Genomic DNA, 21,046 nt, shown 5'->3' with positions numbered 1-21,046 from the left:
CCCGGCCCGTCCGGCCCGTCCGGCCCGTCCGGTGCGGGCGGGGCCGCCGGGCCGACCACCCTGCTGACCGGCATCGGGGAGCTGGTGACCAACGACCCCGAGGACGACGACCTGCTCGGGCTGCGCCACGACGCGGCGCTGCTGGTCGAGCGCGGACGGGTCGCGTGGGTGGGGCCGGCGGCGTCGGCGCCGACGGCCGACCTGCGCGTGGACCTCGGCGGGCGGGCCGTGCTGCCGGGCTTCGTCGACTCCCACTCCCACCTGGTGCACGCCGGCGACCGGGCCGCGGAGTTCGAGGCACGGATGGCCGGGCGTCCCTACGCCGCCGGCGGCATCCGCACCACGGTCGCCGCGACCCGCGCCGCCACCGACGAGCAGCTGACCGCCACGGTGGCGCGCCTGGTCGCGGAGATGCGTCGGCAGGGCACGACGACGCTGGAGACCAAGAGCGGCTACGGCCTGACCGTGCGCGACGAGGCGCGCTCGCTCGCGGTGGCGCGCCAGTTCACCGAGGAGACGACGTACCTGGGGGCCCACGTCGTGCCCGCCGAGCTCGCCGACGACCCGGCGGCCTACGTCGACCTCGTCACCGGGCCGATGCTGGAGGCCGCCGCGCCCCACGCCCGGTGGATCGACGTCTTCTGCGAGACCGGCGCCTTCGACGCCGACCAGGCCCGCGCGGTGCTCGCCGCGGGAGCGGCGGTCGGGCTGCGGGGGCGCCTGCACGCCAACCAGCTCGGGCCCGGGCCCGGGGTGCTGCTGGCCGCCGAGCTCGGGCTGAGCGCCGTCGACCACTGCACCTACCTCACCGACGCCGACGTCGACGCGCTCCGCGAGACGGGCACGGTCGCGACCCTGCTGCCGGGCGTGGAGTTCTCCACGCGGCAGCCCTACCCCGACGCCCGCAGGCTGCTCGACGCCGGCGTGCGGGTGGCACTGGCCAGCGACTGCAACCCCGGCTCCAGCTTCACCAGCAGCATGGCCTTCTGCATCGCCCTGGCCGTGCGCGAGATGGGCCTCACCGCGGGCGAGGCCGTGCACGCGGCCACGGCGGTCGGGGCGGCCGCGCTCGACCGCGACGACGTCGGACGGCTCACCGTCGGGGCCCGCGCCGACCTGGTCGTGCTCGACGCGCCGAGCCACGTGCACCTGGCCTACCGGCCCGGGGTGCCCCTCGTGCAGGCGGTCTGGGTCGGTGGTCGGCAGGTGGTGTGAGCGGGCGCCCCGGACCCCGGTCAGGCCCTGCGCCCGGCCCCCCGCTCGGCCCCGCGCCCCGTGCCGGGTCCGAGCCCACGGCCGTGCCGAGGCCCGAGCCACGCCGCGTGGTCTGATGGGCCGGTGGACCTCCGCTGCGCCGCCGCCAGCCTCGCCGACGACGAGCCGCTCGCCGGCACCGCACCCACCGACCGTCGCTGGCTCTTCCTCGAGCAGCCCGGGCCGTGGGGGCGCAAGGCGCTCCGCGAGTCGCGCCTGCCCGAGTCCGCTCGCGCCCACCTCGCCGGTCTGCGCGACGTGCGCGTCCAGCTGCTCCGTCGCCCCGGCGCCCGTACGCCGCTGCCCGGCGAGGTCACACCGGCCCGGGTGGTCGTGGCCCACCTCGACGACGGGGAGGCACCGCGGCTCTGGTCGGCCACGCTGCCCTCGGCCGACGCCGTCACCGGGGTCGACCCCCACGACCCCGAGGGCTCCGGGCTGCTGCCCCACCACGACGACGCGGAGCCGCTGTGGCTGGTGTGCACCAACGGCTCGCGGGACCTGTGCTGCGCCGAGCTCGGTCGCCCGGTCGCCGCGGCGCTGGCCGCCCGCTGGCCCGAGGGCACCTGGGAGACCACCCACCTCGGCGGCCACCGCTTCTCCGGGACCCTGCTGGCCCTCCCCAGCGGACTGGCCCTCGGCCGGGTCGGCGCCGACGACGCCGTGGCGGTGGCCGAGGCCGTCGTGGCCGGTGCGCTCCCGCCCGGGCGCGTACGGGGGAGCGCCGGGCGGTCCGCGCCCGAGCAGGTCGCCGAGCTGGCGGTGCGCGAGCGGCTCGGGCTGGCCCAGGACGTGCCGCTCGCGGTCAGCCTCGAGGCGCTCCCGCCGCTGCGTGCCGAGGGGCGTGCCGAGGTGCACGCAGAGGGGCGGCAGGCAGCGGGGCAGGCAGAGGGACAGGCAGGGGGACAGCGGGCCGTGCTGCGGGTCGTCGACCCCGCGGGTGCGTTCGTGGCGACCGTCCACCTGTCGTCCACGGTGGCGGCCCGCCTCGGGTCCTGCGGCGACACCCGGGCCAAGCCGGCGACAAGCTGGCACGCCGACCACGTGCGGCTCGACCGCGGGGAAGGGGCCCGCTGAGTCGACGCCCCGCGCGCGGAGCAGCCACCGTGCTCGGCCCCGCGACAGGCATCGGCGACGGGTGACCGGATCTCGCGAGTCGCTCCCCAAGGACGTGCTTTGGGCGTGGTCGAACGCTCGTCCAACCCCGGTCATGACCGCGGGGTCCTCGCGCTCGGCTCGCGTCCCTCGCTGACTGGCGCGCCCGTCGGCGCGGCTCTCCGGGGGCGGCTCCAGGGGTGGTGGATCGTTCGGTCCGTCCGCGGATCCTCACCGCCGCGCTCCCACCGCCGCGCTCCCACCGCCGCGCTCCCACCGCCGCGCTCCCACCGCCGCGCTCCCACCGCCGCAGGCCCGTCCGGCCCGCGCCTGCTGCCGACCGAGCGTGCCTGGTCGCTCCGGCTTCCGGGGGAGTCGCTCGCGGGTTGATCGAACGTTCGTTCAACGTCTCGGCATGATCGGAGCGCTCCGCCCTTGGGCTCGCTGCTGGTTGGTGCGGCGGGTTGCTCCGGCTTCGGGGGAGTCGCTCGCGGGTTGATCGAACGTTCGTTCAACGTCTCGGCATGATCGGAGCGCTCCGCCCTTGGGCTCGCTGCTGGTTGGTGCGGCCGGTCGCTCCGGCTTCGCGGGGGAGTCGCTCGCGGGTTGATCGAACGTTCGTTCAACGTCTCGGCGTGACCGGAGCGCTCCGCCCTTGGGCTCGCTGCTGGTCGGTGCGGCCGGTCGCTCCGGCTTCGCGGGGGAGTCGCTCGCGGGTTGATCGAACGTTCGTTCAACCCGCGGACGCTCACCGCGGACTGCCCGACGAGCGACCGGCGGCCGCGAGGGGCAGCCGGCGGTGAGCCGGTCCGTGGAGAGGCGGCCGGTGGCGACCGGGCCTGTGGAGAGCCGGCGACGCGCTGCGTCCGACCGTGCTGGGATGACGTCGTGCCCCGGATCCTCGACACCACCTACCGCGTCGAGGAGCTCGCGGCCGCCGTGTCGCGGCTGGTGACGCGTGACGGGGTGGAGGCCCTGTCGCTGCGCCGGATCGCGGCCGAGGCCGACCTCAGCCCGAGCACCGTGCTGCACCACCTCGGCGGACGGGAGCGGCTGATGCAGCTGATGTGCGTCCGGGCCTGGGCCGGTGTGCGAGCGACCAGCGACCTCGGCGGCAGGGGCCGGGGCGACGGTCCCCTCGCGACGCTGCTGCCCCACGGTGAGGAGGGCCACCGCGCGGTCAGGGTGTGGCTGGCCCTCTGCGAGCTCGCCCGGGCCGACGACGCCCTCGCCGCGGCGGTCGCGCAGGCCCGGACCCAGGAGCGCCACTGGATCCGACACCTGACCGGCCTCGACGACGAGGTCGCCCTCGACGTGCTCCAGGGTCTGGTCGACGGGCTCCGGGTCGCGCTCTGCGACCGGCAGGAACCGTGGTCGCCGCAGCGGGCGCTCGACGCCCTCGGCTGGGCCACCATCGCGCTCCTGCGCCAGCACGGGCCGGTCCGCGAGCCACGCCGGCCCGCGGCCCCCGGCCAGGCCGACAACTCCGGGCCCGGGCCCACCGACCGAAGGTCCCACGATTCCGGACCCAGCGACCCCGGACCCAGCGGCCCCGGACCCAGCGGCCCCGGACCCAGCGGCCCCGGACCCAGCGGCCCCGGACCCAGCGGCCCCGGACCCAGCGACTCCGAGCCCAGCGGTCAGTAACCGGCCGGCTTGCCCGCCTTCTCCAGCCAGGTGCGGAAGAGCGGCGACAGCTCGCGACCGGAGACCCGCTCCGCGAGCCGCACGAGCTGCGCGGTGCGCACGCTGCCGTCCTCGTTGCGCTGCGCCCACAGCCGCACGATCCGGAAGAAGTCGTCGCCGCCGACCTCCTTGCGCAGCGCGTGCAGCGTCATCGCCCCGCGGTTGTAGACCGGGCTGCCGAAGAGGTCGGCGGCGTCGGTGAACTCGGTGGGCGCCGGGCGCCACAGGGCACCCGAGGCCGGGGTGTCGTACAGGTCGTCGAAGTGCTCCTGGGGGGTGTCACCGCCGTGGCGGGCGTCCCAGAGCCACTCGGCGTAGGTCGCGAAGCCCTCGGCCAGCCAGATGTCGTGCCAATCGACCAGGGTCACGGAGTCGCCGAACCACTGGTGCGCGGTCTCGTGGACGAGCGCGCCGTCGGCGGCGCCGACCGAGGGGTAGAACGGGCGGGTCTGGGTCTCCAGCGCGTAGCCCACGTCGGCGTCGTCGACGACCAGCCCGGCGGCGTCGAAGGGGTAGGGGCCGAAGAGCCTCTCCTGGAAGGCGATCACCTTCGGCAGCAGCCGCCGCGCCGCAGCGGCGTCGCCGCCGGTCACGTCGGTGAAGGACCAGATTGGGATCGTGCGGCCGTCGACCGACTCGGTCTGCGACTCGAAGACGTCGAACTGCCCGATCGAGACCATGGCCAGGTAGGTCGCCATCGGGTCGTCGGCCCGCCAGGTCCACGTGGTGGTGAGGCCCTCGTCGCGCTGGGAGACGAGCACGCCGTTGGCGGTGGCCTCGTAGCCGGTGGGCACGGTGAGGCGGAAGGTGTAGCGCGCCTTGTCGCCGGGGGTGTTGTTGGAGGGGATCCAGGTCATCGTGCCGACCGGCTCGCCCAGGGCGGTGGCGCCGTCGGCCGTGCGGACCCAGCCCTCGGTGGACCCGTCGGGGTCGATGTGCTCCTGCGGCTCGCCGCCGTAGTCGACGCGCACCGTGAAGCGCCCCCGGTCGAGCCCGCCGTCGGGGCGCACCGTGAGCTCGTGGCCGTCGCGCGAGAAGGCGGCCTGCTCGCCGTCGACCAGCACGCGCGACACGTCGAGACCCTCAAGGTCGAGGTCGAAGCGGCCCAGGTCGCGCGCCGCGACGGCGACGATCCGCGTCGTGGCGGTGAGCCGATTGGTCACGGGCGTGTAGTCGAGCGACACGTCGTAGGACCGGACCTGGTAGCGCGCGTCGCCCTGCCGCGGGAAGAGCGTGTCGCCGCCCGCACCGGCCTCGCTGCCGGCCTGGGCCGCGTACGCCGCCGGGGGCGCGAGCGCCACCACCCCGGTCGAGGCGAGGGCGAGGGTGGCCAGGGAGAGTCCGAGTCGTCGCAGCACGTCTCGGACCCTACGCCCGCCCGACCCCGCCGGCGACCGCCCCGCCCCGCCCCCGGTGGTCGAGGAGGGAGCGTCAGCGACCGTCTCGAAACCCCCGCGGCCCCCACCACCCCCGCAGGCCACGCCGGGACCTCTCAGCCGCGCCGTCGCATCGGCACGTGGGGGATGCCGTCCTCCAGGAACTCCGGCCCGTCGACGGCGAAGCCGAAGCCGGCGTACCAGCCCGCCAGCGGCGCCTGGGCGTCGAGCACGACGTCACGGCGCACCGCGCTCCCGGTCTCGGCCCCGGTCTCGCTCCCGGTCCCGGCCCCGTCGCACAGCGCCACGCACGCCTCCATCAGCGCACCGCTGAGCCCTCGCCCGCGCCCCGCGGGATGCAGCACGACCCGGCCGATGCGCCACGTGGCGCCGTCGTCGAGCACCCGGGCGTAGCCCAGCACCGGCACCTCGTCGGGTCGCTCGGGGTCGGGGAGCACGACGTGGCGGGTGCCGGGCTCGGTGTCACGGCCGTCGAGGTCGGGGTAGGGGCAGGCCTGCTCGACCACGAAGACCTCCTGCCTCAGCCGCCACGCGGCGTAGGCGACCGCCGGCGCGAGCCCCGCGAAGTTGCTCGACCACACCACCGGGCCGCCCGCCGAACCGCCCGCCGAACGGCTCACCGGGCCGCTCACCGGGCCGACCCCCGCAGGAAGGCCTCGACGGTGCGCCGGGCCCGACGTGCCTCGGGGATGAGCGGCAGGATCGGGTAGACGTGGATGAGGTCGGACTCCTCGACGTAGGTGAGGTCCCACCCGGCCTCGGCGGCCCGCCGCGCCAGCAGCCGTACGCCGGGGACGAGCAGGTCGCGCGTGCCGCAGAGCACGAGCGCCGGCGGCAGGCCGGCGAGGTCGCCCAGCGCCGGGGAGACCTCGGGGCGGGCCAGGTCGTCGGGGGAGCCGGCCCACCACGCGGCGTAGGCGTGCAGTTTGGACTCGAAGAGCCACGGGTCGCGCGCCGCGAACCACCGCGTCGCGGGCGTGGAGGTGGTGAGGTCGACCCAGGGCGAGAGCAGCAGCAGCCGCTCCAGCGACCCCGCCGGGTCGAGACCGCGGTCGCGCACGCTCTGGGCCACGGCCAGCGCGATGCCGCCGCCGGCGGAGTCGCCGCCCAGCAGCACCGGGCCGTGGGCGCAGGCGCGCGCGACGACGTCGACGAGCCGGTCGTGGGAGTCGGCCCAGGTGCTGCCCGGGGCCAGCGGGTAGTCGGGCAGCACCACCCGCACCCCGAGCCGGCGGGCGAGCGCGGCGGCGTAGCGCACGTGGAAGGGGTCGATGCCGGCGACGTAGGCGCCGCCGTGCATCCACACCAGGGTCCGCTCGGGCTCGACCCCGCGTGGGGCGAGCACGTGCACGTCGAAGCCGGCGGAGGAGTCGGTGACCAGGGTGAAGCGCCGCGCGAAGCCGGGCACCAGCCCCGTCGCCAGCCCGGGCGCGCGGCGTGCCTGCCCCTCGAGCACGCGCTCGCGCTCCTCGGGCAGCGAGCTCAGCTCGCCGGCCCGGCGCAGTCGGGGGATGAGGGTCGCGAGGAGCTGGTGGCGGAGGCTCGGCACGCCGGAAGCCTCTCAGACCCCGCCAGCCGCACCCACCGGGCGGGCGCCGGGTGGCCACGGCCCGGCGGCCGACCGTGCCGGAGCGGCCGGCGACCTACACTGGCCGCAGAAGACAGGGGAGCACGACCGGCCACCGGTGGCGTGCTGAGAGTGCGGACGACGAGTCGCGTCGTACCGCAGACCCTCCGAACCTGCTCCGGTTAGCACCGGCGAAGGGAGTCCACATGAGGCGTGCGCGCGCACTCACCGTCCTGACCACCGCGGTGGTCCTCGGCCTCACCCCGGCCTGCTCGCTGGTCGGCACCGGCGACGACGACCCGACCGCCGGTGACGCGGGCGGTGCGGGCCCCTCCTCCACCGACGCCGGCGGCACCGAGGGGGCCACCGGCGACGGCAGCGAGGTCGTGCTGGTCACCCACGAGTCGTTCTTCCTGCCCACGAAGGTCGAGCGTGCCTTCGAGCGGCAGTCGGGCTACGACCTGGTGGTCCGCGCCTCCGGTGACGCCGGCAGCCTGACCAACAAGCTGGTCCTGACCCAGGACTCCCCGACCGGCGACGTGGCCTTCGGCGTGGACAACACCTTCGCCTCCCGCGCCCTGGAGGAGGGCGTCTTCGCCCCCTACTCCTTCGAGACCCCCGCCGGGGTCTCCGACTACGCGGTGCCCGGCGACGACGACGGGGCGCTGACCGCGGTCGACAACGGCAACGTGTGCGTCAACGTCGACGAGACGTGGTTCGCCGAGCGCGACCTCGAGCCGCCGGCCTCGCTCGACGACCTCACCGACCCCGCCTACCGCGACCTGCTCGTGGTGCCCGGGGCCACGACCAGCTCCCCGGGCCTGGCCTTCCTGCTGGCCACGATCGCGGAGTACGGCGAGGACTGGCCCGACTACTGGGCCGACCTCATGGACAACGGCGCCAAGCTCGTCGACGGCTGGTCGGACGCCTACCAGACCGACTTCACCCAGGGCGGCGGCTCCGGCGACCGCCCGGTCGTCGTCTCCTACGACTCCTCCCCGGCCTTCACCCTCGCCGACGACGGCTCGTCGACCACCCGGGCGCTGCTCGACACCTGCTTCCAGCAGGTCGAGTACGTCGGGGTCCTGGCGGGCGCGGAGAACGTGGCCGGGGCCGAGGCGCTGGTGCGCTTCATGACCGGGCCGGAGGTGCAGGCCGCGCTGCCGGAGTCGATGTACGTCTTCCCGGTCGTCGAGGGCACCGAGCTGCCGGCCGACTGGGCGCAGCACGCCGAGCGCCCCACCGACCCCTACGAGGTCGACCCCGCCGAGATCGCCACCGAGCGCGCCACGTGGCTGCAGGAGTGGACGGACGTCGTCACCCGGTGAGGCGTGGGCTGACCCTGCTGGCGCTCGCGGCGCTGCCGGTGGCGGTGCTGGCGGTCTTCTTCGTGCTGCCGGTGAGCGGCATGCTCGCGCGGGGCTTCGTCGTCGACGGCGTGCTCGACCCGGGCGCCGTGCTCGAGGTGCTGGGCCGCGAGCGGGTGCACCGGGTGCTGTGGTTCACCGTCTGGTCGGCGACGGTGGCCACGGCGCTGTCGGTGCTGCTGGGCCTTCCGGCCGCCTTCGCCCTGCACCGCCTCGACTTCCCGCTGCGCCGGGTGGTGCGCGCCGCTCTGCTCGTGCCCTTCGTGCTGCCGACCGTGGTCGTCGGCATCGCCTTCCGCCAGCTGCTGGGCGAGGCGGGCCCGCTGGCCTTCCTCGGCCTCGACGGCAGCCCGGTGGCGATCGTGGCGGGCCTGGTCTTCTTCAACGTCGCCGTGGTCATCCGCGGCGTGGGCGCGGCGTGGGAGTCGCTCGACCCGCGCCCGGGCGAGGCGGCCGCGGCGCTGGGTGCGAGCCCGCTGCAGGTGCTGCGCACCGTGACGCTGCCGGCGCTGCGCCCGGCGATCGTGTCGTCGGCCAGCGTGGTCTTCCTCTTCTGCGCCACCGCCTTCGGCGTCGTGCTGACCCTGGGCGGCCTGCGCTACTCCTCGGTGGAGACCGAGATCTACCTGCTCACCACCAACCTGCTCGACCTCCAGGCGGCCGCGGCCCTGTCGATCCTCCAGCTCGTGGCGGTCACCGCGCTGCTGCTGGTGGCCGCGCGGCTGCGGGCGGTGCCCGATCCGACGCTGGCGCGCGTCGTGCCCCGCCCGCGCCGCCCCCGCCGAGGCGACCTCCCCCAGCTGGGCGCCACCGCGCTGCTGCTCGTGGTGGTCGCCGCGCCCGTGGCGGTGCTGGTGAGCGGCTCGCTGCGCGTCGACGACGCCTGGAGCCTGGGCAACTACCGCGCCCTGCGCACCCCCGGCGAGGGCGGCGCCCTGCTGGTGCCGGTGACCGACGCGCTGCTCACCTCGCTGCGCACCGCGGTCGACGCGACCTGGATGTCGCTGACCCTGGGCCTGCTGGTGGCCGTCGTGGTCACCCGGGGCTCCCGCGGGCGGGCCGAGCGGCGGGTGCGCGCGGCCCTCGACGGCTTCTTCATGCTGCCCCTGGGCGTCTCGGCGGTGACGCTCGGCTTCGGCTTCCTCATCACCCTCGACTCCCCGCCGCTCGACCTGCGCGACTCCCCGCTGCTGGTGCCGGTGGCCCAGGCGCTGGTGGCGCTGCCGCTGGTGGTGCGCACGATCGCCCCCGTGCTCGGCGGCGTCGACGACCGGCAGCGCCAGGCGGCCGCCTCGCTGGGCGCCGGGGCCTGGCGCACCGTGCTCACCGTCGACCTGCCGGTGGTGTGGCGCCCCCTGCTGGCCGCCGCCGGCTTCGCCTTCGCGGTGTCGCTGGGGGAGTTCGGGGCCACCTCCTTCCTCGCGCGCGAGGAGTCCCCGACCCTGCCGGTGGTCATCTACCGCCTCATCGGCAGCCCCGGGGCGATGAACTACGGCATGGCCCTGGCCGCCTCCGTGGTGCTGGCCGCGGCCACCGCCGGTGTGATGCTGGCCGTCGAGCGGCTGCGCGTGCCGTCGCTGGGGGCCCTGTGACCGGCCCTGTGACCGGCCCCGTGACCGGCCCCGTGACCGGCCCGACGACAGGAGGAGCGCGATGCTCGCGCTGAGCGACGTCTCGGTGTCCTACGACGGCCGCCCGGCCGTCAGCGGGGTCGACCTCGACCTCCCCGACGGCCAGGTGCTCGCCGTGCTGGGCCCCTCGGGGTGCGGCAAGTCGACGCTGCTGCGCGCGGTGGCCGGCCTCGAGCCCGCGACGGGCCGGATCGCGTGGGACGGCGACGACCTGGCCCGCGTGCCGACCCACAGGCGGGGCTTCGCGCTGATGTTCCAGGACGGGCAGCTCTTCGGCCACCTCACCGTCGGGCGCAACGTGGGCTACGCCCTGCGCCTGCGCCGCCGCTCGCGCTCCGGGGCCCGCGAGGAGGCCCGCCGCGTCGAGGAGTTGCTGGAGCTGGTCGGGCTCACCGGCTACGCCGACCGGCTGCCCGGCACGCTGTCGGGCGGCGAGCGCCAGCGGGTGGCGCTGGCCCGCTCGCTGGCCGTCGAGCCCCGGCTGCTGCTGCTCGACGAGCCGCTCTCGGCCCTCGACGCCGGGCTGCGCGAGCGGCTGGCCGTGGAGCTGCGCGACATCCTCCGCCGCGCCGGCACGACCGCGCTGATGGTGACCCACGACCACGAGGAGGCCTTCACCGTGGCCGACCGGCTCGCGGTGATGCGGGCGGGTCGCCTGGTGCAGCACGGCGACATCGGCGAGGTGTGGCGCCACCCCGTCGACGAGGCCACCGCCCTCTTCCTGGGCTACGCCCGCGTCCTGCACGGCCCCGCGGCCGACCGGGTGCTGGCGGCGGCCGGCCGGCCCGTCGCCGCGGGCGGGGCCGCGGCGGTCGCCGTACGCCGCTCCGCGCTGCAGCTGGCCACGCCCGGGCAGACGGGCGCACAGCCGGGCGCACAGCCGGGCGCGCAGGCCGGCGCGCTGGCGGCGACGGTGCGCTCGCTGCGGGGCACGCCGGAGCAGCTGCGGCTGGTCCTCGACGTCGACGGGGTGGGCGAGGTCGACGCCGTGGCGGGCCTCGACCACCGCGTGGCGCCGGGCGACCGGGTGGGCGTGGTGGTGGACGCCACGCGGCTCGCGGTGCTCCCCGGGGCGCGCGGAGGGGGCGAAGCGTAGGGACAGTCCTTACACTGACCTGCGTGTATCGCCGCGCCTACGTCCTCCTCGTGGTCACCGCGATCGGGATGGGCCTGTGGGCCGTCATCACCGCCGCCGTGCTCGACCAGGGCCTCGTCGACCCCGAGGGCAGCTTCCTCGGCCCGTCGTGGCTGCGCCTGCCGCTGCTGCTGCTCGGCGCGCTGCTGCTCGACCTGCTGCCACGCACGCTGTGGTACTCCAAGGGCCGCCCGACGCTGATGCCGGCGATCGTGCGCGAGCGCCTGCGCTCGCACTGGAACAAGGAGCGCCTGACGCTGGTCGCGCTCGGCATCATCTGCTTCTACGTCGTCTACGTCTGCTACCGCAACATCAAGTCCTACCTCCCGCTCGTCTCCGACCGGATGTACGACCGCGAGCTGCACCTGCTCGACCGCGCGCTCTTCTTCGGCAACGACCCCGCGATCGTGCTGCACGACCTGCTCGGCACCACCGTCGCCGCCCACCTGCTCAGCTACATCTACCTGTGGTTCCTGCCGCTGGTGCCGCTGGCGGTCACGGCCTGGCTGGTGTGGTCGCGCAACATGTCCTACGGCTACTGGTTCGTGACCTCGCAGTGCGTGGCGTGGACCCTCGGCACGATCTCCTACTACGCCCTGCCCACCCTGGGCCCGGGCCTGGAGTACGTCGCGATCTACCAGCCGCTGGCCGACACACCGACGACGTCGCTGATGGAGTCGCTGGTCTACACCCGGCAGAGCTACATGATCCCGGGCCTGGAGGGCCAGGTGCAGTCGGTCGCCGGCTTCGCCAGCCTCCACACCGCGATCACGCTGCTGGTGGCCCTCATGGTGCAGTTCACGCTGCAGAACCGTGTGCTCAAGGTCGTGTTCTGGGTCAACTTCGGCGTCACCGTCGTCGCCACCCTCTACTTCGGCTGGCACTACATCGCCGACGACATCGCCGGCATCATGATCGCGCTGGTCGCCTTCTACGTCGGTGGCCTGGCCAGCGGACAGAAGTTCGACCGCTACCCGCTCCAGTCGCACCCGACGACCACCACCTCCAAGGTGCCGGTCTCCCGCGACTGAGCCCCCGGCCCGGACCGTGCCCGCCGCGCCCGGGTCTCACCCGTGAGGGCGGCAGATCGGGCGTTTCCCTGGGCGGCCCCGGTGACCCGCGAGTAGCGTCGGAGCATGTCAAGCGACACCGTCAGCACCACCGTCACCCCGTCGGCCGCCACCGAGGTCCCCGCCCCGGCCGCGAGCACGCCCGAGCCGGAGCGTCACCGCTCGGGCTACCGTCAGCCCGAGGTCGACGTGGCGGCGATGACCCGCCTGCTCGACGGGAAGTACGCCGAGGTGCGCCAGCTCGTGCGCGACAGCCTCGTCGACCACGCGCAGGTGCTGCGCGACGCCGAGACGATGACGCCCGACGAGTTCCGCGAGCGGGTCAAGGACGTCGTGGTCGAGATCGCCTCGACCGGCCAGAGCGGCCTCGGGTTCCCCGAGGAGTACGGCGGCGGCGGCGACGTCGGCGCCTCGGTGGCGGCCTTCGAGACCCTCGCGCTGGGCGACCTCTCGGTGCTGGTGAAGACCGGCGTGCAGTTCGGCCTCTTCGGCGGCGCCGTGCTCCAGCTCGGCACGAAGGAGCACCACGACCGCTACCTGCCCGACCTCATCGCCGGGCGGCTGCTGGGCTGCTTCGCGATGACCGAGACCGGCCACGGGTCCAACGTGCAGGCCCTCGGCACCGTCGCGACCTTCGACCTGGCCACCCAGGAGTTCGTGATCACCACGACCTCGGAGGAGGCCGGCAAGGACTACATCGGCAACGCCGCCGTCCACGGCACGGTCGCCGTGGTCTTCGCCCAGCTCGAGATCGGCGGGGAGTCGCAGGGCGTCCACGCCTTCGTGGTGCCGATCCGCGTCGACGGCGAGCCCGCGCCGGGCGTGCGCATCGAGGACGACGGCCCCAAGATGGGCCTCGACGGCGTCGACAACGGCCGGCTGTGGTTCGACCACGTGCGGGTGCCGCGCACGAGCCTGCTCAACCGCTTCGCCGACGTCACGCCCGCCGGCGTCTACGAGAGCGCGATCGAGAGCCCCAACCGCCGCTTCTTCACCATGCTCGGCACCCTCATCCAGGGCCGCGTCTGCGTCGGCGGCGCCGGCATCAACGCCGCCAAGGTCGCGATCGCGATCGCGGTCAGGTACGGCGACCGGCGCCGCCAGTTCGAGGCCTCCGACCCCGAGCAGGAGGAGCTGCTGCTCGACTACGGCGTGCACCAGCGCCGGCTGCTGCCGCTGCTGGCCCGCACCTACGCGCTCCACTTCGCCCAGGAGGTCGTCGCCGCCGACCTGCACGCCGTGGCCACCGCCGCCGGCGGCGACGAGGTCGAGGCCGAGACGGCCAAGCGCGAGCTGGAGTCGCGTGCCGCCGGCACCAAGGCGCTCGGCACCTGGCACGCCACCCGCACCATCCAGGAGTGCCGGGAGGCCTGCGGCGGCGCGGGCTACCTCGCCGAGAACCGCTTCGCCGCGCTCAAGGCCGACACCGACGTCTTCACCACCTTCGAGGGCGACAACACCGTGCTCATGCAGCTGGTGGCCAAGGGCCTGCTCACCGGCTACGCCAGCGAGTTCGAGGACATGGACCAGTTCGGCATGGTCCGCTTCGTCGCCGGCCTGGCCGTCGAGACCGTCGTGGAGAAGACGGCCGTGCACAAGCTGGTGCAGCGGCTGCGCGACGTGCTGCCCGGCGGCGACGAGTGGGACCAGGAGGCCGGGCTGCTCGACCCCGAGTACCAGCTCGGCATGCTCCGCTTCCGCGAGGAGCACATGGTCAGCGGGGTCGCGCGGCGCCTCAAGCGCGGCATCGACGGCGGCATGAACGCCGGCCAGGTCTTCTCGCGCGTGCAGGACCACGTGATCGGCGCCGCCCACGCCCACATGGAGCGGCTCGTGCTCGAGGCCTTCGTGGCCAAGGTGCGCGCCCTGCCCGACGGCGACCAGAAGGTGGCCCTCAACCTGCTCTGCGACCTGCACGCCCTCTCGGTCATCGAGGCCCACCGGGCGTGGTTCATGGAGCACGGCCGGCTCTCGGTGCAGCGCTCCAAGGCGATCAGCCGCGAGGTCTCCTCGCTGTGCCGCAAGGTCCGCCCGATCGCGGTCGACCTCGTCGACGCCCTCGGCGTGCCCGAGGAGATGCTGCGCTCGCCGGGCCTCGTCGGCCCCGCCGGCACCCCGCGCGAGTCCTCGGTGCGCGCCGCGGCGGAGCGGGCCGGGGCCTGATGGCGCGCCCGCGCGGGCCGGCCCGCCTGGTCTCCGCCGTCGGCGGTGCGCTCGGCTCGGCGTACGTCGGGGCGCGTGCGGCCGGCGAGCAGGTCGCGCGCCTGCCCGGGCGGGTCACCGGCGGCTGGGAGGGCGACCCGCTGTGGGGCGCCTTCTACGACTGGACCGTCGAGCACCCCGGCGTCGGTGGGCCGCTGTGGCGCCTGGGCCTGGGCACCGACCAGCAGCTGCTCTTCACCGCCGCCGAGGAGGTCGGCCACCTGCCCGACGGCGCCCGCGTGCTCGACGTGCCGTGCGGCGGCGGGGTGGCGCTGCGCTCGCTGCGCGCCGACCAGCAGGTGGAGGTGGTGGCCGTCGACATCGCCGAGGTGATGCTCGAGCGGACCCGACGCGCCGCCGCCGACCGCAAGGTCGACCACCTGGTCACCACGGTGGCCGCCGACGTGGCCGACCTGCCCTTCGACGACGCCTCCTTCGACCTCGTCGTCAGCCTCATGGGGCTGCACTGCTTCCCCGACCCCGCCGCCGCGGTGGCCGAGCTCGCGCGGGTGCTGCGGCCCGGCGGCGTGCTCAGCGCCAGCCTGCTGCTGCGCGGCACCGTGCCGGCGCTGTCGCCGGCCTGGCAGGTCGGTCGCGCCAGCGGGCTGCTCGGGCCGGGCTGCTCCAGCGTCGAGCTGCGCAGCTGGCTGGCCCGCGGCGGCGTCCAGGACGTCACCCTCCAGGTCAGCGGCGCCGTGGCCTACGTGCGCGGTGTCCGCCGCCTCCCCTGACGCACCGCAGCCCCCGCCCGGGTGACCGGACGGGGGCTGCGGGAGGGCGTCGGCTCAGTGGCCGGTCTTCTTGAAGCGGTCGAAGGAGGCGTGGACCTCGGCCTCGGCCTCGGTGCGGCCGACCCACTCCGCGCCCTCGACGGACTTGCCGGGCTCGAGGTCCTTGTAGACCTCGAAGAAGTGCTGGATCTCCAGGCGGTCGAACTTCGAGACGTGGCTGATGTCGCGCAGGTGCTCCTGGCGCGGGTCGGTCGCCGGCACGCAGAGGACCTTGTCGTCGCCGCCGGCCTCGTCGGTCATGCGGAACATGCCGATCGCGCGGCACTTGATCAGGCAGCCCGGGAAGGTCGGCTCCTGGAGGATGACCAGCGCGTCGAGCGGGTCGCCGTCCATGCCGAGCGTGTCCTCGATGTAGCCGTAGTCGGCGGGGTACTGCGTGGAGGTGAAGAGGGTGCGGTCCAGGCGGATGCGCCCCGACTCGTGGTCGACCTCGTACTTGTTGCGCTGACCCTTGGGGATCTCCACGAGCACGTCGAACTCCAGCACAGTCAGCCTCCGCTTGTGTCGGCCCGTCGTGGGCCGGATGTCGGTGGGCCCTCGACCGGTCGGGTCGGGGGCCAGGTCCTCGGGCCCGACGTGGGCCCGGCGGCGATTGTCGCGCACAATGACCCGAAACGCTGCAGCGGGAAGGGGATTCGGTGGGTCGACGTGACGCAGGCCACGCTCCGCGGCGGCGTGGCGGGCGTCTGCTGGCGGTGGTCCTCATGCTCGCGCTCGGCGCCGGCGGGGCCGCGGCGTGGCGCACCGGCGTGCTCGACGACGCCGCCCGGGAGGTCGGCGACCGCTTCGCCGCGCTCACCGGCGACCCCGCGCCCGGCCCCGACGACCCCTCCCGCGTCCCGCCGCCCGACGGCCTCGACCTCCCCGACCTCGACGAGCCGGCGCCCGTCGCCGCCGCGGCCGGCCTGCGCACCCTCGACCGTGCCGCCGTACGACGCACGCTCGCGGCCGCGCTCGGCGACCGCGACCTCGGGCGCCACGTGGTCGCCGCGGTGGCCGGCCTCGGCGACGGCGCCGCGGGGTCGGCGCCGGTGGGCCTGGTGGCCCGCGGGCGGACGCCGGCCGCCGTGCCCGCCTCCACCACGAAGCTGCTCACCGCCGTGGGCGCGCTCAGCGTGCTCGACCCCGCGACCACCTTCGAGACGCGGGTCGTGCGCCGCGGGTCGACGCTGACCCTCGTCGGCGGGGGAGACCCGTTCCTGGCCCGGACCCCGGCGGCGGCCGAGGGCGCGGCGTACCCCCGGCGGGCCGACGTGACCACGCTGGCGCGCCGCACGGCCGCGGCGCTGCGGGGCACGGGCGCCGGCCCGCTGCGCCTCACCTACGACGCCGGCCTCTTCACCGGCCCCGCGGTCAACCCGTCGTGGCCCGCCGACTACGTGCCCGACGGGGTCGTGGCGCCGATCTCGGCGCTGTGGGTCGACGAGGGCCGTCCCGCCAGCGGCGTCGGCAGCGTGGCCGACCCGGCGCGCGAGGCCGCCGACGTCTTCGCGGCTGCGCTGCGACAGGCCGGCGTGGCGGTGCAGGGCCGCCCGCGGCGCGCCCAGGCCGCGGTCGGTGCCGACCCGGTGGCCGAGGTGAGCAGCGCGCCGCTGCCCGAGATCGTCGACCAGCTGCTCCAGGTCAGCGACAACGAGGCCACCGAGGTGCTGCTGCGCCACGTCGGCCTGGCCAGCGGGGGAGAGGGCAGCAGCGCGGCCGGGGTGGCCGGCGTCGCCGAGGTGCTACGCGACCTCGGCGTGCCGGTGCCGGTGCGCCAGCTCGACGGCAGCGGGCTGTCGCGGGAGAACCTCATCGCCCCCGAGACACTGGTCGGGGTGCTGCGCGCGGTCGGCACCTCCGCCGAGGACTCCCCGCTGCGCGCCGTGCTCGGCGGCCTGCCGGTGGCCGGCTTCACCGGCTCGCTCGCGCTGCGCTTCGACGACGTGGCTCCGGACGCGGTCGGCGACGTGCGCGCCAAGACCGGCACCCTCACCGGGGTGAGCAGCCTGGCCGGCGTCGCGGTCGACCGCCGGGGCACGCCGCTGGTCTTCGCGCTCATGGCCGACCGGATCCGCGAGGTCGACACCCTCGACGCCCGGGCCGCCCTCGACCGCGCCGCGGCCGCCCTCGCGGCCTGCACCTGCTCGTGACCCGGACCCTGACCCGCGCCCGGGTCAGGGCGCCACGGATAGGTTCGGGGCCATGAGCACCCCCACGCCGGAGACCCCGGAGATCATCGACTGGGACCTCGCGGTCTCGCTGGGCTCGCGCCTGGCCGGCGACGGCCCCACGGTCGGGCGGGCCGAGGCGACGGCCGTCGTGGAGGAGCTGCGCGCCGGCGCCCACCGCTCCACCGGGCTGGTGCGCGACTTCACCGGGCTCGACGCCCCCGACGGCACCGCGCCGGTCCTCGTGGTCGACCGTGCCGGGTGGGTGCAGGCCAACGCCGACGGCTTCAAGGCGGTGCTGGCCCCGGTCGTGGCCAAGCTGGTGGAGAAGAAGCCCCCCTCGGGGCTCTCGCTGGCCCTGGGGTCGCGGATCACCGGTCTCGAGGTCGGCGGGCTGCTCGGCTTCCTCGGCGGCAAGGTGCTGGGCCAGTTCGACCCGTTCTTCGCCCCGTCGGGCCGGCTGCTGCTGGTCGCCCCCAACATCGTGCACGTCGAGCGGGAGCTCGGCGTCGACCCCACCGACTTCCGGCTCTGGGTCTGCCTGCACGAGGAGACCCACCGCGTGCAGTTCACCGCCGTCCCCTGGATGCGCGACCACCTCTTCTCCCTGGTCGGCCAGGTCGCCGACACCATGGACTCCTCCCGCATGCTCGACGACGGCCTCAAGCGGGTCAGCGAGGTGCTGCGCTCGCGTGGTCGCGACGGCGAGGGCGGCTCGCTGATGGACCTGGTGAGCAGCCCCGAGCAGAAGGAGCTGATGGACCAGGTCACCGGCGTCATGAGCCTGCTCGAGGGCCACGCCGACGTGGTCATGGACGGCGTCGGCCCGCGCGTCATCCCGAGCGTCGAGCACATCCGCGGCCGCTTCGACGAGCGGCGCAAGGGCGTCGGCGCCCTCGACCGCCTGCTGCGCCGCCTGCTCGGCCTCGACGCCAAGATGGCGCAGTACCGCGACGGCGCCGCCTTCGTGCGCACCGTCGTCGACCGGGTCGGCATGGAGCAGTTCAACGCCGTGTGGGCCGGCCCTCAGAACCTCCCGAGCAAGGCCGAGATCCACGACCCCTCCGCCTGGGTCGCCCGGGTCCTCTGAGACCGGCCGGGTCGAGCGCGATGCCCAGGCTGCACCCCGCGGTCGCCGCGGTCCGCCTCGCCGTACGCCGGGAGCTGGCCGACCTCCCCGCGGGCGCGACGGTGGTGGTGGCCTGCTCCGGCGGGCCCGACTCGCTCGCCCTGCTGGCCGCCACGGTGCACGAGTCGCGGGCGGGGGGCTGGCGCGTCGTCGGGGTCACGGTCGACCACGGCCTGCAGGAGGGCTCGGCCGAGCAGGCCGCCCGCGTGGTGGAGCAGATGGCCGCGCTGGGCGCCGACGAGACGGCGGGGGCGCGGGTGCAGGTCGTGCTCGACGGCGAGGGTCCCGAGGGGGCGGCGCGACGGGCCCGCTACGCCGTGCTCGACCGGGTCGGCGCCCACTTCGACGCCGCCGCGGTGCTGCTCGGCCACACCCGCGACGACCAGGCCGAGACGGTGCTGCTGGGGCTCGCCCGCGGCTCCGGCGCCCGCTCCCTGGCCGGGATGCGCCGCCGCTTCGACCGCTACCGCCGCCCGCTGCTCGAGGTCGCCCGCGACGACACGGTCACCGCCTGCCAGGTCGAGGGCCTCGACGTCTGGGACGACCCGCACAACCACGACCCGGGCTACGCGCGGGTCCGGGTGCGCCGCGCCGTGCTGCCCGCCCTCGAGGAGCACCTGGGCCCCGGCGTGGCCGCGGCCCTGGCCCGCACGGCCGAGCAGCTGCGCGCCGACGCCGACCTGCTCGACGACCTCGCCGAGGTCGAGCACGCCCGGCTGGTCGGGCCCGACGGCGCCCTGCCGGTGGCCGAGCTCGCCGACCGGCCCGACGCCCTGCGCCGCCGCGTCCTGCGCCTGGCCGCCCTCGACGCCGGGGCCCCGGCCGCCGAGCTCCTCCACGAGCACGTGCGCGCCCTCGACGCGCTCGTCACCGACTGGCACGGCCAGCGCTGGATCGACCTCCCCGGGCCCCTGCGCGGCACCCGGGCCGACGGCCTGCTGCGGATCGCGGCGCCCCCGGTGGCCTGAGCCCTCCCGGGCCCCCGGGCCCCCCGGGCCGTCCCGGGCCGGACCGCGACGGGCGGTCCAGACCGCTCGACGCCCCACGGGCAGGGCGGGCCGAACGCCTCAGGTCGGCGACCCGACGTGCCGATGGTCTGCGTGGCAGCCCCCCGGCCGCCCCCGGCCCACCCCGCCGGACCTGACCCCCTCGGGCGCCCCCTGCCCGCCGCTCCCCCCGGAGACCCCCCGATGAAGATGCTCACGACCTCGCTCGTCGCCGCCGCCACCCTCGCCGCCACGGCCATGCTCGCTCCCGGCACCACGGCCACCGCGTCCAGCCTGGGCGTCGCCCCCCGGGTCGCCGGCACGGGCGGGGCGATGGTGCAGGGCGCGGTCGTCGACCAGCGCGGTCGCCACGTCGACGACGTCGAGGTGCAGGCCGTCGACCTGGCCACCGGCGACGTCGTGGCCAGCGACCTGTCCTACGCCTCGCCCGACAACGACATCGAGCACGGCTACTTCGCCCTGCGGGTGCGCAGCGGCAGCTACGAGGTCACCTTCTCCAAGCCCGGCTACGACACGGAGACCGTCGTCGTCGACCGCGCCCGCCGCGAGAAGGCCGGCATCGGCGAGGTCGAGCTGACCAAGCGGCCGGTCGCCTCCGACACCGACGCCCGTGCCCCGCGCCGCGTCGAGCTCGGCGACAAGGTGCGCGTCAGCGTGCGCGTGAGCGCCGCCGGCGACCCCGCGACCCCCAGCGGCTCCGTCGTGCTCACCGCCGGTCGTCGCGTCGTCGAGCGCGGCCAGCTGCGCGACAACGGCACCGTCGTGCTCGACCTGGGTCGTCTCGGCCGGGGCGACTACACCTTCGTCGCCAGCTACGCCGGCAACGACCTGCTCAAGGGCTCCAGCTCCGCGCGGGTGCCGGTCGAGGTCTACAAGCCCCGCCGTCGCCACTGACCCGCCGTCGCCACCGACCCGCAGCGCCCCTAGGCTCTGCGCCATGGACTCTGCCCACGTGGAGAACGACCTCGTCAACGTGCTGTTCACCGAGGCCCAGATCCAGGAGCGGCTCGGTGAGCTCGCCGCCCGGATCGAGGACGACTACGCCGGCAAGGACCTGCTGATCGTCGGCATCCTGCGCGGTGCGGTGATGGTGATGGCCGACATGGCCCGCAGCTTCAGCCGCCACCTCGAGATGGACTGGATGGCGGTGTCGTCCTACGGCTCCGGCACCAAGTCCAGCGGCGTCGTGCGGATCCTCAAGGACCTCGACACCGACATCTCCGGGCGTCACGTGATCATCGTCGACGAGATCATCGACACCGGCCTGACCCTGTCGTGGCTGACCTCCAACCTCACCAGCCGCAACCCCGCGAGCGTGGAGATCTGCACCCTGCTGCGCAAGCCCGAGGCCCTGCAGATGCCCGTCGACGTCAAGTACGTCGGCTGGGACATCCCCAACGAGTTCGTCGTGGGCTACGGGCTGGACTACAAGGAGCAGTACCGCAACCTGCGCGACATCGGCACGCTCGCGCCGCACGTCTACTCCTGACCGCCGCTCCACCGGGCCCGGCCGGGCCGACCCGGGCCGACCCGGCACCGCGTCTCTCAGGCCCCTCTCAACCGAG

18 protein-coding genes and 1 riboswitch are annotated in these 21,046 nt (G+C 75.5%); of the genes, 14 read left to right on the top strand and 4 right to left on the bottom strand.

Annotation, left to right across the window (positions count from 1 at the left end; all coding sequences use genetic code 11):
• The first annotated feature begins 60 nt into the window (after nucleotides 1-60).
• The 3 genes from hutI (at nucleotide 61) to ASF47_RS15420 (ending at nucleotide 3,996) form a co-directional block, all read left to right on the top strand.
• Nucleotides 61-1,215 (top strand): imidazolonepropionase, encoded by a 1,155-nt coding sequence (gene hutI / locus ASF47_RS15430; RefSeq protein ID WP_056865252.1) that lies wholly within the window; start codon nucleotides 61-63, stop codon nucleotides 1,213-1,215.
• Between the two features lie 123 nt (nucleotides 1,216-1,338).
• A complete protein-coding gene (locus ASF47_RS15425) occupies nucleotides 1,339-2,331 on the top strand; it encodes a sucrase ferredoxin (RefSeq protein ID WP_056864899.1) in 993 nt (330 codons plus the stop codon).
• Between the two features lie 906 nt (nucleotides 2,332-3,237).
• Nucleotides 3,238-3,996, top strand: coding sequence for a TetR/AcrR family transcriptional regulator (locus ASF47_RS15420; RefSeq protein WP_056864898.1), 759 nt, complete (start codon nucleotides 3,238-3,240; stop codon nucleotides 3,994-3,996).
• Here ASF47_RS15420 and ASF47_RS15415 read toward each other — a convergent pair.
• From ASF47_RS15415 to ASF47_RS15405, 3 genes are all read right to left on the bottom strand, one after another.
• The gene (locus tag ASF47_RS15415) at nucleotides 3,990-5,393 is read right to left on the bottom strand and encodes a M1 family metallopeptidase (RefSeq protein ID WP_056864897.1); all 1,404 of its coding nucleotides are present in this window, start codon (nucleotides 5,391-5,393) and stop codon (nucleotides 3,990-3,992) included. The two genes, ASF47_RS15420 and ASF47_RS15415, sit on opposite strands and share 7 nt — an antisense overlap.
• 134 nt (nucleotides 5,394-5,527) lie before the next feature.
• Nucleotides 5,528-6,052, bottom strand: coding sequence for a GNAT family N-acetyltransferase (locus ASF47_RS15410; protein WP_235558772.1), 525 nt, complete (start codon nucleotides 6,050-6,052; stop codon nucleotides 5,528-5,530).
• 8 nt (nucleotides 6,053-6,060) lie between these two features.
• Entirely contained in the window at nucleotides 6,061-6,981 is a 921-nt protein-coding gene (locus ASF47_RS15405) for an alpha/beta hydrolase (protein WP_056864895.1), read from the bottom strand.
• A gap of 104 nt (nucleotides 6,982-7,085) precedes the next feature.
• Nucleotides 7,086-7,216, top strand: a riboswitch (TPP riboswitch).
• On the opposite strand from ASF47_RS15405, the gene ASF47_RS15400 reads away from it, so the two are divergent.
• The 6 genes from ASF47_RS15400 (at nucleotide 7,206) to ASF47_RS15375 (ending at nucleotide 15,135) form a co-directional block, all read left to right on the top strand.
• Nucleotides 7,206-8,327 (top strand): thiamine ABC transporter substrate-binding protein, encoded by a 1,122-nt coding sequence (locus tag ASF47_RS15400; protein WP_056864894.1) that lies wholly within the window; start codon nucleotides 7,206-7,208, stop codon nucleotides 8,325-8,327. It overlaps the preceding riboswitch by 11 nt.
• Nucleotides 8,324-9,958 carry an ABC transporter permease gene (locus ASF47_RS15395; RefSeq protein WP_056864893.1) on the top strand — a complete coding sequence of 545 codons (1,635 nt, stop codon included), beginning with the start codon at nucleotides 8,324-8,326 and terminating at the stop codon, nucleotides 9,956-9,958. The genes ASF47_RS15400 and ASF47_RS15395 overlap by 4 nt, the downstream gene beginning before the upstream one ends.
• A 61-nt stretch (nucleotides 9,959-10,019) precedes the next feature.
• Entirely contained in the window at nucleotides 10,020-11,093 is a 1,074-nt protein-coding gene (locus ASF47_RS15390; RefSeq protein ID WP_056864892.1) for an ABC transporter ATP-binding protein, read from the top strand.
• Between the two features lie 23 nt (nucleotides 11,094-11,116).
• Entirely contained in the window at nucleotides 11,117-12,163 is a 1,047-nt protein-coding gene (locus tag ASF47_RS15385) for a phosphatase PAP2 family protein (protein WP_165699049.1), read from the top strand.
• Between the two features lie 105 nt (nucleotides 12,164-12,268).
• Nucleotides 12,269-14,365 carry an acyl-CoA dehydrogenase family protein gene (locus tag ASF47_RS15380; RefSeq protein ID WP_082500390.1) on the top strand — a complete coding sequence of 699 codons (2,097 nt, stop codon included), beginning with the start codon at nucleotides 12,269-12,271 and terminating at the stop codon, nucleotides 14,363-14,365.
• Entirely contained in the window at nucleotides 14,365-15,135 is a 771-nt protein-coding gene (locus ASF47_RS15375) for a class I SAM-dependent methyltransferase (RefSeq protein WP_056864891.1), read from the top strand. The genes ASF47_RS15380 and ASF47_RS15375 overlap by 1 nt, the downstream gene beginning before the upstream one ends.
• A 54-nt stretch (nucleotides 15,136-15,189) precedes the next feature.
• On the opposite strand, the gene ASF47_RS15370 is transcribed toward ASF47_RS15375, so the two are convergent.
• Nucleotides 15,190-15,678, bottom strand: a complete 489-nt coding sequence (locus tag ASF47_RS15370; protein WP_056865249.1) for an inorganic diphosphatase — start codon at nucleotides 15,676-15,678, stop codon at nucleotides 15,190-15,192.
• Between the two features lie 221 nt (nucleotides 15,679-15,899).
• Here ASF47_RS15370 and dacB point away from each other — a divergent pair, with 221 nt between their 5' ends.
• From dacB to hpt, 5 genes are all read left to right on the top strand, one after another.
• On the top strand, nucleotides 15,900-17,327 hold the full coding sequence (dacB, locus tag ASF47_RS15365) for a D-alanyl-D-alanine carboxypeptidase/D-alanyl-D-alanine endopeptidase (RefSeq protein WP_056864890.1): 1,428 nt from the start codon (nucleotides 15,900-15,902) through the stop codon (nucleotides 17,325-17,327).
• 52 nt (nucleotides 17,328-17,379) lie between these two features.
• Complete coding sequence (locus ASF47_RS15360; RefSeq protein WP_056864889.1) at nucleotides 17,380-18,435, top strand: zinc-dependent metalloprotease; 1,056 nt, start codon at nucleotides 17,380-17,382, stop codon at nucleotides 18,433-18,435.
• Between the two features lie 20 nt (nucleotides 18,436-18,455).
• Nucleotides 18,456-19,442 carry a tRNA lysidine(34) synthetase TilS gene (gene tilS, locus ASF47_RS15355; protein WP_056864888.1) on the top strand — a complete coding sequence of 329 codons (987 nt, stop codon included), beginning with the start codon at nucleotides 18,456-18,458 and terminating at the stop codon, nucleotides 19,440-19,442.
• 222 nt (nucleotides 19,443-19,664) lie between these two features.
• On the top strand, nucleotides 19,665-20,375 hold the full coding sequence (locus ASF47_RS15350; RefSeq protein ID WP_056864887.1) for an Ig-like domain repeat protein: 711 nt from the start codon (nucleotides 19,665-19,667) through the stop codon (nucleotides 20,373-20,375).
• A 43-nt stretch (nucleotides 20,376-20,418) separates the two neighbouring features.
• Nucleotides 20,419-20,970, top strand: coding sequence for a hypoxanthine phosphoribosyltransferase (gene hpt / locus ASF47_RS15345; protein ID WP_056864886.1), 552 nt, complete (start codon nucleotides 20,419-20,421; stop codon nucleotides 20,968-20,970).
• Nucleotides 20,971-21,046 lie beyond the last annotated feature (76 nt).

Source organism: Nocardioides sp. Leaf285 (assembly GCF_001422955.1).
GTDB classification, from domain to species: domain Bacteria; phylum Actinomycetota; class Actinomycetes; order Propionibacteriales; family Nocardioidaceae; genus Nocardioides; species Nocardioides kribbensis.
Note: the sequence above shows the minus strand (reverse complement) of the source record. Positions and strands in the feature narration are given on the sequence as shown.

What these genes read in the sequence shown, in the direction of transcription:
- ASF47_RS15380 (WP_082500390.1), top strand. Translation starts at nt 12,269, where the DNA reads ATGTCAAGCGACACCGTCAGCACCACCGTCACCCCGTCGGCCGCCACC.
- hpt (WP_056864886.1), top strand. Translation starts at nt 20,419, where the DNA reads ATGGACTCTGCCCACGTGGAGAACGACCTCGTCAACGTGCTGTTCACC.
- ASF47_RS15375 (WP_056864891.1), top strand. Translation starts at nt 14,365, where the DNA reads ATGGCGCGCCCGCGCGGGCCGGCCCGCCTGGTCTCCGCCGTCGGCGGT.
- ASF47_RS15350 (WP_056864887.1), top strand. Translation starts at nt 19,665, where the DNA reads ATGAAGATGCTCACGACCTCGCTCGTCGCCGCCGCCACCCTCGCCGCC.
- dacB (WP_056864890.1), top strand. Translation starts at nt 15,900, where the DNA reads ATGCTCGCGCTCGGCGCCGGCGGGGCCGCGGCGTGGCGCACCGGCGTG.
- tilS (WP_056864888.1), top strand. Translation starts at nt 18,456, where the DNA reads ATGCCCAGGCTGCACCCCGCGGTCGCCGCGGTCCGCCTCGCCGTACGC.
- ASF47_RS15400 (WP_056864894.1), top strand. Translation starts at nt 7,206, where the DNA reads ATGAGGCGTGCGCGCGCACTCACCGTCCTGACCACCGCGGTGGTCCTC.
- ASF47_RS15390 (WP_056864892.1), top strand. Translation starts at nt 10,020, where the DNA reads ATGCTCGCGCTGAGCGACGTCTCGGTGTCCTACGACGGCCGCCCGGCC.
- ASF47_RS15360 (WP_056864889.1), top strand. Translation starts at nt 17,380, where the DNA reads ATGAGCACCCCCACGCCGGAGACCCCGGAGATCATCGACTGGGACCTC.